This window comes from Chryseobacterium sp. NFX27 (genome assembly GCF_049887855.1).
GTDB lineage: Bacteria > Bacteroidota > Bacteroidia > Flavobacteriales > Weeksellaceae > Chryseobacterium.
Genome location: NZ_JAGEKK010000002.1, coordinates 327,639 through 341,313 on the forward strand (window position 1 = coordinate 327,639; position 13,675 = coordinate 341,313).

Below are 13,675 nucleotides of genomic sequence, written 5' to 3' on the forward strand. Positions count from 1 at the left end.
TATTTTTTTCTTAATTTTTTTTAACGGTTTCAGGCTGTCTTAACTCGGTTTTTTTTATTAAATTTGAAGATTAATTCTACAAATAAATTTTAATAATAGATAAACTGTAATAATGGACAGATTTTCATTCCTAAACGCAGCTCATTCTCAGTTAATTGAGGATTTATACCAACAGTACTTAAAATTCCCGGATTCTTTAGAGCCATCATGGAAAGCCTTTTTTCAAGGCTTTGATTTTGCTTTGGAGAACTATGGAGATGACGATAACATCCAATACATCCAGGCTCCGGCCAATGCTGCTCCGGCAGTACAGCAGATCTCTCAGGCAGTAGCCGGCGGAGAAGTTCCTGAGCACATCAAAAAAGAGTTCAAGGTAGTAAACCTTATCGAGGCTTACAGAACAAGAGGGCACCTGTTCACAAAAACAAATCCTGTCAGAGAAAGAAGACATTATACGCCTACTTTAGACATCGAAAACTTCGGTTTGAGCAAGGAGGATTTAAATACAAAATTCAACTGTGCTGTTGAAACAGGAATGAAAGAGCCTGCTACATTACAGGATCTGATCAAGCATTTGGAAAATATCTACTGCGATTCTATCGGGGTAGAGTATACCTATATCAACAACGTTGAAGAAAAAGATTTCATCAAGAAGTGGCTTCAGGTGAACGAAAACCACCCAAGCCTTTCTGCCAATGAAAAAACTGAGATTTTATTGAAGTTAAATCAGGCAGTAGCTTTTGAAAACTATCTTCACACAAAATTTGTTGGACAGAAAAGATTCTCTCTGGAAGGAGGCGAAACATTAATTCCGGCACTGGACCAGCTGATTTCAAGATCTTCTCAGCTTGGAGTGGATGAAGTGGTATTGGGAATGGCCCACAGAGGAAGACTGAATGTTTTATCCAACATTTTTGGAAAATCTTACAAGCAGATCTTCTCAGAATTTGAAGGAAAAGAATTTGAAGAAGATGTATTCTCAGGGGACGTTAAATATCACTTGGGATCATCTAAAAAAGTGAAAACCGCTTCCGGAGAAGAAGTAGCCATCAACCTTACACCGAACCCATCTCACCTTGAAACTGTAGCAGCTCTTGTAGAAGGGATCTGCCGTGCTAAGATAGATGACAAATACAAAGGAGACGGTTCCAAGATCCTTCCTATCGTAATCCATGGTGACGGTGCTATTGCAGGTCAGGGGATTGCTTATGAAGTGGCTCAGATGATGACCTTAGAAGGATACAGAACAGGAGGAACTGTTCACATCGTTGTCAACAACCAGGTGTCATTTACAACAAACTATGCTGATGCAAGATCGTCAACATACTGTACAGACATTGCAAAAGTTACGGAATCTCCGGTAATGCACGTTAATGCTGATGATGCTGAAGCGGTAGTTCATGCCATGCATTTTGCAGCAGATTTCAGAGCGAAATTCGGAAAAGACGTTTATATCGATTTATTAGGATACAGAAAATATGGACACAACGAAGGTGATGAGCCGAGATTCACGCAGCCTAATCTGTATAAACTAATTTCTAAACATCCGAACCCAAGAGAAATTTATAAAGATAAATTACTTAAGGACAGCATTACATCCAATGATCTTATTGCTAAAATGGAATCAGAGTTCAAAGCACTTCTAGATAAAGACTTTGATGCTTCCAAAGAGATTGAGAAAAATGCAATGGATCTTTTCATGGCAGAAGACTGGACCAATTATCCGATCGGAAAAAGAGGTGCAGTTCAGATTCCTGTAGATACAAAATATGACCTGGCAAAGCTTAAAGAGCTGGCGATTAAAATGTCATCTCTTCCGGCTGATAAAAAGTTCATCAATAAAATTACAAGACTGTTTGATAACCGTGTTAAGGCTATCGAAGGGAATTCATTAGACTGGGCTCTTGGAGAATGGTTGGCTTATGCAACACTTTTGGTGGAAGGTCACAACATTAGAATTTCCGGAGAAGATGTGGAAAGAGGAACGTTCTCCCACAGACATGCGGTAGTGAAAACTGAAGATACAGAAGAAGAGTATATCCCGTTAAGACATGTGTCAGAAAGCAGATTTGATGTATACAACTCTCACCTTTCAGAATACGGAGTTCTAGGTTTCGACTACGGATATGCAATGGCTTCTCCTAATACGCTGACGATCTGGGAAGCTCAGTTCGGAGACTTCGTGAACGGTGCTCAGATCATCGTTGACCAGTATCTGGCTGCTGCAGAAGAAAAATGGAAGATCCAGGACGGATTGGTCATGCTGTTGCCTCACGGTTCGGAAGGACAGGGAGCAGAACACTCTTCAGCAAGATTAGAAAGATTCTTAACGCTTTGTGCGAACGAAAATATGGTGGTAGCCAATATCACTTCACCTGCCAACTACTTCCATTTATTAAGAAGACAGCTTAAATGGACATTCAGAAAGCCGTTGATCGTAATGAGCCCTAAATCTCTGTTGAGACATCCGAAAGTGGTTTCTCCATTAGAAGATTTTGCAAACGGTTCATTCCAGCCGATATTGGACGATCCTACAGCAGATCCTAAAAAAGTGGAAAAATTAGTATTGTGTTCAGGTAAGCTATACTTCGAATTATTAGCGAAGAAAGAAGAACTTAACTGTGAAAATATTGCTCTGGTAAGATTAGAGCAGCTGTATCCGCTTCAGGCAGATGCATTGGAAACAATCTTCAGCAAATATGGCAACAGAACACAATTGGTTTGGGCTCAGGAAGAACCTGAAAATATGGGAGCATGGTCTTATATCCTGAGAAATTTCAGAGATACAGGAATCCAGGTAGTTGCTCCGGTACCAAGCGGTGCTCCGGCTCCGGGAAGCCATAAAATGTTTGAGAAAAACCAGAATGCAGTGATCAACAGAGTTTTCGACAGAGATGATGCTCCTGCAAAAAGACCCGTTACAGCGTAATTAAGAATAATACCCAATTAAAAAATAAAAAATACTCAATATGTCAGTTTTAGAAATGAAAGTTCCTTCACCGGGAGAATCCATTACAGAAGTTGAAATTGCAACTTGGCTTGTGAAAGATGGTGATTATGTAGAAAAAGATCAGCCAATCGCAGAAGTAGACTCAGATAAAGCAACTCTTGAATTGCCTGCAGAACAAAGCGGTATAATCACGTTAAAAGCAGAAGAGGGTGATGTAGTACAGGTTGGCCAGGTAGTTTGTTTAATTGATATGGATGCTGCAAGACCTGAAGGCGCAAGCACACCGGCTGCGGAAGCTGAAGCTCCAAAACAGGAAGAAGCGCCAAAAGCTGCTGAACCGGCTAAACAGGAAGCTCCAAAACCAGCTGCTCCGGCACCGGCTCCACAAACGTATGCAACAGGAGCTCCATCTCCTGCAGCGAAAAAGATTCTTGATGAGAAAGGTATTGAGGCTGGACAGGTTTCAGGAAGCGGAAGAGACGGAAGAATCACTAAGACTGATGCAGAGCTAGCTGCTGTTCCTGCTTTAGGAGGAAGCCCTTCTACTGCAACAGGTGCACGTACTACAACAACGACTAAACTTTCAGTTCTAAGAAGAAAAATCGCTTCCAGATTAGTTTCTGTAAAGAATGAAACAGCTATGTTGACGACTTTCAATGAAGTTGACATGTCTGAAATCTTCAGATTAAGAAAACTATATAAAGAAGAATTTGCTCAGAAGCACGGAGTAGGACTAGGCTTTATGTCTTTCTTTACAAAAGCGGTAACAAGAGCATTACAGATGTACCCGGACGTTAATGCATCTATCGACGGAGATTATAAGATCAATTATGATTTCTGTGATATCTCAATTGCAGTTTCAGGTCCTAAAGGATTGATGGTTCCGGTATTGAGAAATGCTGAAAACATGTCTTTCGCCGGTGTTGAAGCCAATATCAAAGATCTTGCAACTAAAGTAAGAGACGGTAAAATCACAGTTGATGAAATGACTGGCGGTACATTCACTATTACAAACGGTGGTACTTTCGGATCTATGTTGTCTACACCAATCATCAACCCTCCACAGTCTGCTATTCTTGGAATGCACAACATCATTCAGAGACCGGTAGCGGTTGACGGGCAGGTAGTAATCAGACCAATGATGTATGTAGCAATGTCTTATGACCACAGAATTATCGACGGAAAAGAGTCTGTAGGATTCCTTGTAGCCGTAAAAGAAGGTATCGACAATCCTGTTGAATTACTGATGGGTGGTGACGAAAGAAAAGGCCTTGGATTATAAATTTGAATAAAATTATAATATACTTACAATCTCGCCTTAAAAAAGGCGAGATTTTTGTATCTGTTAAAGAAATACTAAGATGATGTTCTCAAAAATGACTTCCAATATCAAAGTTTCAGTAATACCTGAATATGATAGTAAAAACAGTTATCCATCTGAAAACCGTTACGTCTTCAAGTATAATATTACAATAGAAAATGACGGCAGCTTTCCGATTAAAGTACTGAAAAGAAAATGGCTGATCTTCGACGTAGGCTTTGGATATACTGAGATTACAGGAGATGGTGTAATAGGATTGACACCAGAGATTCCTGTAAGCGAAAATTTCGCTTATTTCTCCAATGTAATGCTTCGGTCCGGAGTAGGGAATATGAGCGGAAAATACCTGGTTAAAAACATGGAGACTCAGGAAACTTTTGAAATTGAGATTCCAAAGTTTAATCTGCTGTCTGAAGTGTTAAGCAATTAGGAGTATTGCTTGAGGTTGTAGAAAAGATACTGATGTGAATAGCAGCCGTAAAAAGGTTTTTTTCTTATAGCTTTTTAATATACTTATTCAAGAAAGAATCATGTATTTCTTCATTCTCAGTGATGATTAATTTTTCAAAAGCGAGCAGGGCAATTTTTGCACAGGCTTCCGCATCATCTCCGGCCCGGTGATGATTAAGGTTGATTTGGTGATGCTCTGCCAGATGTTTCAGTCCGTATTTCGGAAGATAATTCCATGATTTTTTAGCCAGCTGAATACTACAGAGGTAATTTAATTTTGGAGTAAACATTCCGTAATGTTCAAAACAGCCTCGCATGACTCCCGCATCAAAACTTGCATTATGCGCAATCATCAGGGTTCCGTACATCATTTCTTCAGCTTCATACCAGATCTCATCAAAAGTAGGGGCATCCTTCACATCTTCCGGAGTTATCCCATGAACCCCAATATTAAATCTGCTGAAATAAGGAAAACTGGGTGGTTTGATCAGCCATGTTTTCGTTTCCACGATCTTCGAATCCTGAACAACACAGATACCCATTTCGCACGCTGAGCTTTTTTCGTGAGTGGCTGTTTCAAAATCTATTGCGCAGAAATCCATTGTATTAAATTATAAGTTATGAATGATGGTGATGGGTTGCCGGTTTAATGTTCAGAGTTTAAAGTTTCCAAGTTATGATTTTTTTTGCAAGCCTATTTACCGCCTAAAAAATGTCTGAAGATCAGCCATTTCGACTGGTAGAATTTATTTATCTGATGCTTCTGACGCAGTTTCCATGTTCCCGGAAGTTGCCCGTAAAAACCGAAATGAGCTCTTACAACAGCCCAAAGGTGTGGGAAGCCATTCTTTAATCCGAAATAAATTCCGGCAATTCCATCCAGGCACAGTCTGAAAAATAGTAATCCTATCAATTTAGGAAACGGCAGGTTTTTCAGCATCATAGAAAGATTATTCCTGATGTTTAAATAGGTCTTCCGGGCACTTTGCTTATTCAGGGTTCCGCCACCTACATGATATACTTTTGATTTTCCTGTATAGAATATTTTTTTTCCTGAATTGATCAGTCTCCAGCAAAGATCAATCTCTTCCTGATGGGCGAAAAATCGTTCATCGAAACCATTTTGCTCCCAAAAATCTTTTGAGCGCACAAAAAAGCAGCATCCTGAAGCCCAGAAAATCTCTGTTTCATCATTATACTGACCGTTATCCTCTTCAAGTTCATCAAATATACGTCCACGGCAGTAAGGATAACCCAGATTGTCAATGAGACCTCCGGCAGCACCGGCAAATTCAAACTGTTTTCTATTGTTGAAAGATAAAATTTTAGGCTGTACAGCTGAGATTGAAGGATCTTTTTCAAATAAATCCAATGCAGGAATGGTCCAGTTTTCAGTAACCTCCACATCAGAATTGAGAAGGCAGTAATATTCGTTCTTTATTTCCTTTAAACCTTCATTATACCCGCCTGCAAAACCATAATTGTGATTGTTTTTAACAATTTTTACCGCAGGAAAATGAGCCTGTATAAATTCTACTGAGTCATCGGTAGAAAGGTTGTCTATGACATAAATATCTGCATCCTGAGAAAAGCTGACGACACTGGGGAGAAATTTTTCAAGCCAGTTTTTACCGTTCCAGTTTAAAATGACAACTGCTAAATTTTTCGGCATCAGAATTATATTTTTTCAACGTCAAACGTTTTGATAGACTCCTGGTATTTCCATTTTCTGTGTGACCAGAGATAATTGTCCGGATGCTTATGTAAAGTATTTTCCAGAAGCTTATGAAATTTCCTTACCACTTCATGTTCTGTAAACTTTTCACCGTCAGGATAGATTCTGTGATAATTTACCTGGTAATATCCCCTTTTTACTTTCTTCATTTCACAGTAAATGAAGGCAAGGTCCATTCTGGTAGCCAGTTTATCATATCCTATAAAGGCAGGGGTCCTCTGGTTGAGAAACTCTAATCCGTAATTGACGTGGGCAACATGCGGCGTCTGGTCTGCTACAAACATATAGGCCGATTCACCGTCATTTTTTGATCTGAAGATATTCTTGATCACTTCATTGGCCTCCAGAGCTTCATTCCCGAACTTATTCCTCACTTTCTTCATCTGATTTTCCCAGAAATCACTGTTTACCTTTCTGTATACCGGATGGCAGTGACTCTGCGGAATAATTCTTGCGAAAGCATTCATCCATTCCCAGTTAAAGACATGGCCGGCAAGCATGATAACGTTTTTACCTTCCGCTTTAGCCTCATGGAAAGCCTCCTGGTTGATATGCTGCATTCTTACCCGGGATTCCGTTTCAGTAATACTGAACGATTTAATGGTTTCTACAAGGTAATCTGAAAAATTAAGATAAAACTTCTTTCTTATGGCTCTTATTTCTTCCTCAGATTTTTCAGGAAAAGAATTGCGTAGATTCTGTGTGATCACCTTCTTCCGGTAGCCTACCAGATAGTAATTTAAAAAGAACATAACGTCCGAAAAAATATACAATACTTTAAGCGGAAGTTTAGAAATGAAATATAATATTTTGATTAGGAAATTCATAAAACATGCAAATCTAGTGATAATAAAATTATGGTTCTATTTTTGCTTGCAATAAGTATTATTTTTTTTATTTTTATGTTATGAAAAAATTGTCGATTATAGCCTTCCTTGGGCTAAGCACACTTGCTTTTTCTCAGGATACCAAAAATGTACCGGAAACAAGAAAGCAGGATAATGCCCTTTTGGTAAAAACTGATCATGCAGAGCTGGACGCAAAGAAGAAAGCAGGAGAGGAAAAAGCAAAACTTCCCAAACCTTATGATCCTAAAGCTAATGCTGAAGCTGATATCAATAAGTTAATTGCCCAGGCTAAAAAAGAAGGAAAAAATATTGTGATCCAGGCCGGTGGAAACTGGTGTATCTGGTGCCTCCGTTTTAATAATTTTGTTCAAAGCACTCCTGAGCTGAAGGAAACTGTAGATAAAAACTATTTATACTATCATTTGAATTATTCTCCTGATAATAAAAATGAAAAAGTCTTTGCTAAATATGTAGATATTAAAGAAAAGCTTGGCTATCCTTTTTTCATAGTTTTAGATAAAAACGGAAAAATGATCCATGTTTTAAAAGACAGTTCAGTGCTTGAAGAAGGAAAAGGATACAGCAAAGAAAAAGTAAAAGAGTTCTTTAACCAATGGGCTCCAAAGTCATAAAAGTAAACCGGGAAATTTTTCCCGGTTTTTTATTAGCAATTTTTCATATAAAATATTTTCTGAATTTGTATAATTTATATATTGTTTTACTTGTTATTTCAGAGTTAATAAGAATTAATTATAAAATCTCATTTCTTGATCTATTTTTAATTTATATTGTATCTGAATTTTAATCAACGACTTATGAGTAATTTATTAGTTAAGTCCACAATGTTGGAAATAAGATCTCTTTCCACTTCTGAAATTAGTGATTTGCAAACAGGTCTCTTTTCAGGAGTTTTATTATTAGGATATTATGAAAAAGGAGATACACCTGCACCCATTCCTTATTATTTATCTTCCACAAATAGAGTTGATGATGGTGGAAGTATAATAGAAGTAGGCAATATTAAGCTTGAACATATATTTATTGGGGATTTTTCCTATAAATATTTTGGAAATTTTGGATTATTCATTATTTCTCACTATAAAAATGATCATATTGTAGTTATTGATGGGGAAATAGATTTGCTTAACGGAACAGTAGTTATTCCGAATGGATGTACATTGAAATTTGAAAACGGTAGGTTTAAGAATGGAGTAATTACCAACTGTAAAGAAGTTATTGCTGATGAGAAAGCCTATATCTTTGAAAATACTTTAGTAGATGGCCTTGCTGTTGTGAATGCGGAATGGTTCGGACTTGATGAAAATAATCCGGACAATACCCAATATCTGCGAAACGCTATAAAAAGTCCTGTTAAAGTTTATTCTTCGCATAGGGTAATAAATATCGGAGAAGGCACTTTTAAATTCAATGACAGTGTTGACGTTTCATCATGTATGATCATAGGAGGTTATCCGTCTCAAAAACTTAATGGCCGAGCAATCAATGATTATAAAACTACATTTTTTTATGAAGGAAACAATGTTTTTTTATATACAAAAGTTGCCACAGGTATGTTATTTAACCACACAACATTGTATATGAAAAACATATCCGTAGTTGGGCTGGGCTCTAATACGGAAAGTACCGGTCTGGCTATTACAGATGATGCATCAGTAAATATTATGGATTGTGAATTTAGGAATTTTCATTACGGCTTGAAACTTTCAGTTTTAATATCTTCAAAATTTATCAATACAGATATATCACAAAATCATATTGCCATATATTATCATAAAAATTTGAAAAGCACCAGTACTTCAACAATCTTTTCAAACTGCTATATTTTTGATAATGACTATCACTTTAAAAATGATCCATCTGCTGTTCTTAACTGTAACTTTGATAATTGTATTTTTGAAAGCAGTAGAATCCAATCATTTTTAATTGATCCTACAGCTATTGCTGGTGACGTTACTGTCGATAAAACAAATTTTACATCCTTGTCTTTTATCAACTGTTATTCTGAAAATAATAACAGCTCATCTGCTAGAAAGAGTGCAGAGATTGAAGTCTTACCTTTTGATGATGTTCAGAATTTCAGGATATCTTCCGTTAATTGTATGTGGTTTGGGTATAATTTTGAAATTCAAAACTATTCAGATTTTATTAAAATTTCATCAGGAGCTTGGTTTTCATCAGGTGATACCTTCGGAAGATATCGTAATATAATGGAGATTAATGATGAAGAATTACAATTAGGAAAGATCAATATATCTTTTAATTCAATAGCGATAGATCGTTTTATGAATTTGATTTCTCCAAATAGCATAATTTCTGAAGAAACAAGAAAATATCTGTATATAAATGCTTTTTCTTTCGAAAAGAAGAGGCTTGCATCTATCCAGCCTGTTGTAAATATTTCATTATCTGAAAATGAATATCCAGATAATGGAATTTCTGTTGATAGAAATATTGAACGGACTATAAATGCTACTGTTTTAAAAACTCAAAATAATGGCTTTGCCAGAATTGATGATAATAATGTTTTTTCTTTTGGTATGAAGAGAAAAATGGGGAATACAGCAAATGCAATTTCTCTTCCTATAAATGACATCCATGCTATGATAGAAAAATCATCATCAGAACAGGGCTTCATTAGATTTATCAGGAATAAGCCCGGAGGTTCCTCAAGGTTAGTGGCAGATTTTTGCATGGATTATTCAACAAGCGGAAATGAAACCTCAGATTGGTGGAAATCTACAACTCTTTTAATGGTAGAATCCCTACATGATCTTCCGGAAACACCTCTTCCTGATATCATGTATTATAAGTACGGAGATGAAAAATTTTATTTTATTAATGCTTTTACAGGTAAACTTGTTGATGGAAATGGCTTTCCGCCGGCTAAATCTAAAGGTACAACGGCTCAGCGACCAACTCCATCCTTAGAATTCGAAGGATTTGAATACTATGATAAAGATTTGAAAAAGAAAATCCTTTGCAATGGTATTGCTTGGGTTAATATGGATGGTACAATTTTATAATAAAAGTACAACCGGGAAAAATTTCCCGGTTTTTTATTTACAGCAATTTCCTGATCCAGCTTAATTTTTTTTCAGAGTACGGCGGGTATTTAATATTAGGTTCGCCCCAGGTTGCTTTTTCAAGAATAGATTTCTGATGAGAAAAGGCTTCAAAGCCATAAGTACCATGATAATTTCCGATACCGGAATTCCCGACACCTCCAAAAGGAAGACGGTCATTTCCTAAATGCATGATCACATCATTAATGCATCCGCCACCAAACGATAATTTAGTGGTGAACGCTTCTTTTTCTTCAGAATTCCGGGTGAAGAGATAGGCGGCTAGTGGCTTTTCAAGTTCCAGGATGGTCGTAAGAACCAGATTAAAATTTGTAAAGCTCATAACAGGCAGTATAGGTCCGAAAATTTCTTCCTGCATAATATCATCTTCCCAGCTTACGTTATTCAGAAGGGTAGGCTCTATAAAGAGTTTCTTTTCATCGGAATTTCCTCCAAAATATACTTTTTCTTTATTGATCATCTTTATCAGTCGCTGGAAATTTCTTTGATTGATAATTCTTGTATACTGTTCAGAATCCGGTCCGTATTTAAATTCCATCACGTATTTTCTCAGCATTTCCAGAAACTGTTCATGGATAGATTCTTCGACCAGCAGATAGTCAGGAGCCACGCAGGTTTGTCCGGCGTTGAGAAATTTTCCCCATACAATTCTTTTGGCAGCTACCTCAAGGTCTGCATCTTTGGTTACAATAGCAGGCGATTTGCCTCCTAATTCAAGAACTACAGGCGTTAAACTTTCCGCGGCAGCCTGATAAACAATCTTTCCAACCTTGGTACTTCCGGTAAAAAATATTTTGTCGAATTTTAACTTTAAGAGTTCTGTGGTTTCATCAATACCACCTTTATAAACATACAGGTATTCAGAAGGAAAATTTTCATTGATGATTTTTGCCATTGCTTTCATCGTATTTTCAGCAATTTCACTTGGCTTTAAAATACAGCAGTTACCTGCCGCCAATGCTGCAATGACAGGGGAAAGTGATAATTGATAAGGATAATTCCAGGCGCCTATAACAAGAACATTCCCCAAAGGTTCCGGATAAATTTTACTTTTCCCCAGTTGATTGGCCAGGTTGGTTCTGACTCTTTTAGGTTTTGAAAGTGCATTTAAGTTCTTCAGATAATAATTTATATCATTCAGAACAAAAGAGAGTTCTGTGGTAAAAGTATCAAATTTCGATTTGCCGAAATCATTATAAATAGCTTCATACAAGAACTCTTCATTTTTTACAATAAGATCCCGGAGCTTTTCAAGATACATTTTTCTGAACTTGATATTCTTCGTTTGCTGTGTTTTGAAAAAGGCTTTCTGACGATCTACTATTTCCTGAATTTCCATACTCTCAAATTTCGGAAAGTATAGCAAATTTTCGGCCTAAAATCACATAATATTTCTCACTGCAATTTTCACAGGATGATAAAGCAGTAAGGTCAAGGCGGTGATCAAAGCCAGCCAGAACAGTCCGGTAAAGATTTCCATATTGGAAAGCAGGATGGACTGGGCCGTTATTTTTGCTTTAAATGCTCCGGCAGTCATTGATAAGGACTCATTCACAGGAAGTCTGGATAGGTGGGCTCCAAAAATCTGATTCCACTGGCTGTAGAAAACCGGATTGGTATCTGTCAGATTAAAACTTAAAGTATCAGAATGTTTTAACGTTAAATAAAGCATCAGATTCTGCATTAAAGCATACCCTATCGCAGTGGTCCAGAAACGGGTTGTAGTTCCCAGAGCCGTTGCATTGGCGACATATTCTTCCGGTGTTCCGGAAATGAGAAAGAAAACAAGAGGTGTAAACAGTAATCCCTGGGCAAGTCCCTGCAGAAATAAAGGCGGGCAGATCGTGGAGAGGGTAGTGTCCGGATAAAATGTATACGTAAACCATGCACAGTCTAGTGCCAGCAGCAGAAATCCGGTAAAGAAAACGATTCTTGAAGAAATGCCCCGCATCAGGCAGATCCCGGAGAGAAGAATACCTATGAGCGTTCCTGCCACATTCCAGTATTGAATATTAACAATATAATCCCATGGCCATTTCCAGACCGTTGCCATCATGCTGTACACATTATTCAGACCTGAACGGATCAGATAAAAAATAAAGAACAGGATCATCCCGGCAATGACATTTTTTGAGCTGAAAACCTCAAAATGAAAAATCGGTCTTTTGGAATTTCTCTGTTTAAGCATAAACAATCCTCCCGAAAGCAGGAATATAAAAAGACACATAATAACGGTATCTGACTCCAGCCACATGAGTCTTTTTCCGTAAATGATGGCATATCCTCCTGACTGAAGACAGGCCCATAGCAGAAACCAACTGGTAATATCCAGTTGATAAAGCGGCATTTTAGGGAAAAATCTGTTGGTATTGAAAAGAGCGATTCCGATAATCAGGACAAAAACATGAAAATAAACCATCATTAAGATCATATGCCGGAAATCATAATTTTCAATGCTCGATTTAAGCAATGATGTAGTTACTGTTCCACCTGTCAGCATAATGGTATACATGAAAAGATAAGCGATTACCTTGGCGTGTTTTGTTTTTAGTTCGGCAATGATCAGCGGAAGAAAAATAGCACCTTCCAGTAATCCGAAAATGCCTTCCAGGAATCGTATGACCAGAATTACCGAATAATTATTGGTAACCGACAGAATATACAGAATGATTACGGAAATAGAAGACATCAGCAAAACATAATATTTAACGCTGAAATAAGCCATAAATCTCTGCAAGACCAAAAGGGTAACCACAAAGGTTCCATACATCAGAATCATTAAATACTGGATGTCATCTGAGTCTACGTCCATAAAAGAGGAGGTAAAAGCACTGTTGGAATGCAAAAGTGACAACAACATCAGGTGGGGAAACAAGGCCAGCACCAGAAGCGGCAGTTTCAGCCATTGCGGGACCCATTTGTGATAAACTGTATTATGCTGCATAAGGAATTGTAAATGTGATAATTGATGGTTGTTTGATGGAAAAGATATTGATGTTTTCTCATCATTTCATCGGAATAAAAATGCAGAAAGACAAAAAGCAGGGTGTAAAAGTAAAAGGTAAGATGACAAACGCTTAAGAATACTCAGAAGCCTGTCGTTGCAGTTCTGTCTTTCCGCTAAAAAAAATTTAATCCGGCTAATTTGTTCATTTAGGAATTTGATAATTTGAGCCGTGATACTATTTTTACTCTAATACTCTAATACTCTAATACTCTAATACTCTAATACTCTAATACTCTAATACTCTAATACTCTAAAACCCT

Annotated in this window: 10 protein-coding genes; 5 read left to right on the forward strand and 5 right to left on the reverse strand. The window is 37.3% G+C overall.

What is annotated here, in order from left to right; genetic code table 11:
- Positions 1 to 112 precede the first annotated feature (112 nt).
- The 3 genes from J4Q03_RS04085 to apaG all read left to right on the forward strand — a co-directional run bounded on the left by J4Q03_RS04085 (position 113) and on the right by apaG (position 4,701).
- On the forward strand, positions 113 to 2,929 hold the full coding sequence (locus J4Q03_RS04085; RefSeq protein ID WP_426046931.1) for a 2-oxoglutarate dehydrogenase E1 component: 2,817 nt from the start codon (positions 113 to 115) through the stop codon (positions 2,927 to 2,929).
- Between the two features lie 40 nt (positions 2,930 to 2,969).
- Positions 2,970 to 4,232: a 2-oxoglutarate dehydrogenase complex dihydrolipoyllysine-residue succinyltransferase gene (gene odhB, locus J4Q03_RS04090; RefSeq protein ID WP_426046932.1), complete on the forward strand. Its 1,263-nt coding sequence runs from the start codon at positions 2,970 to 2,972 to the stop codon at positions 4,230 to 4,232.
- Positions 4,233 to 4,311: 79 nt separating this feature from the next.
- On the forward strand, positions 4,312 to 4,701 hold the full coding sequence (apaG, locus tag J4Q03_RS04095; protein ID WP_116012523.1) for a Co2+/Mg2+ efflux protein ApaG: 390 nt from the start codon (positions 4,312 to 4,314) through the stop codon (positions 4,699 to 4,701).
- A 64-nt stretch (positions 4,702 to 4,765) separates the two neighbouring features.
- Here the strand turns inward: apaG and J4Q03_RS04100 are convergent, their stop codons facing one another.
- The 3 genes from J4Q03_RS04100 to J4Q03_RS04110 form a co-directional block, all read right to left on the reverse strand.
- The gene (locus J4Q03_RS04100; RefSeq protein WP_426046933.1) at positions 4,766 to 5,323 is read right to left on the reverse strand and encodes a 3'-5' exonuclease; all 558 of its coding nucleotides are present in this window, start codon (positions 5,321 to 5,323) and stop codon (positions 4,766 to 4,768) included.
- A gap of 92 nt (positions 5,324 to 5,415) precedes the next feature.
- A complete protein-coding gene (locus J4Q03_RS04105; protein ID WP_426046934.1) occupies positions 5,416 to 6,393 on the reverse strand; it encodes a glycosyltransferase family 2 protein in 978 nt (325 codons plus the stop codon).
- Between the two features lie 5 nt (positions 6,394 to 6,398).
- Entirely contained in the window at positions 6,399 to 7,283 is an 885-nt protein-coding gene (locus tag J4Q03_RS04110) for a lysophospholipid acyltransferase family protein (protein ID WP_426046935.1), read from the reverse strand.
- 80 nt (positions 7,284 to 7,363) lie between these two features.
- On the opposite strand from J4Q03_RS04110, the gene J4Q03_RS04115 reads away from it, so the two are divergent.
- Together J4Q03_RS04115 and J4Q03_RS04120 are read left to right on the forward strand one after the other, a co-directional pair.
- Positions 7,364 to 7,936 carry a thioredoxin family protein gene (locus J4Q03_RS04115; RefSeq protein ID WP_426046936.1) on the forward strand — a complete coding sequence of 191 codons (573 nt, stop codon included), beginning with the start codon at positions 7,364 to 7,366 and terminating at the stop codon, positions 7,934 to 7,936.
- Between the two features lie 183 nt (positions 7,937 to 8,119).
- A complete protein-coding gene (locus tag J4Q03_RS04120) occupies positions 8,120 to 10,348 on the forward strand; it encodes a hypothetical protein (RefSeq protein ID WP_426046937.1) in 2,229 nt (742 codons plus the stop codon).
- Between the two features lie 37 nt (positions 10,349 to 10,385).
- On the opposite strand, the gene J4Q03_RS04125 is transcribed toward J4Q03_RS04120, so the two are convergent.
- A complete protein-coding gene (locus J4Q03_RS04125; protein ID WP_426046938.1) occupies positions 10,386 to 11,774 on the reverse strand; it encodes an aldehyde dehydrogenase in 1,389 nt (462 codons plus the stop codon).
- A 15-nt stretch (positions 11,775 to 11,789) separates the two neighbouring features.
- Positions 11,790 to 13,352 (reverse strand): hypothetical protein, encoded by a 1,563-nt coding sequence (locus J4Q03_RS04130; RefSeq protein WP_426046939.1) that lies wholly within the window; start codon positions 13,350 to 13,352, stop codon positions 11,790 to 11,792.
- Positions 13,353 to 13,675 lie beyond the last annotated feature (323 nt).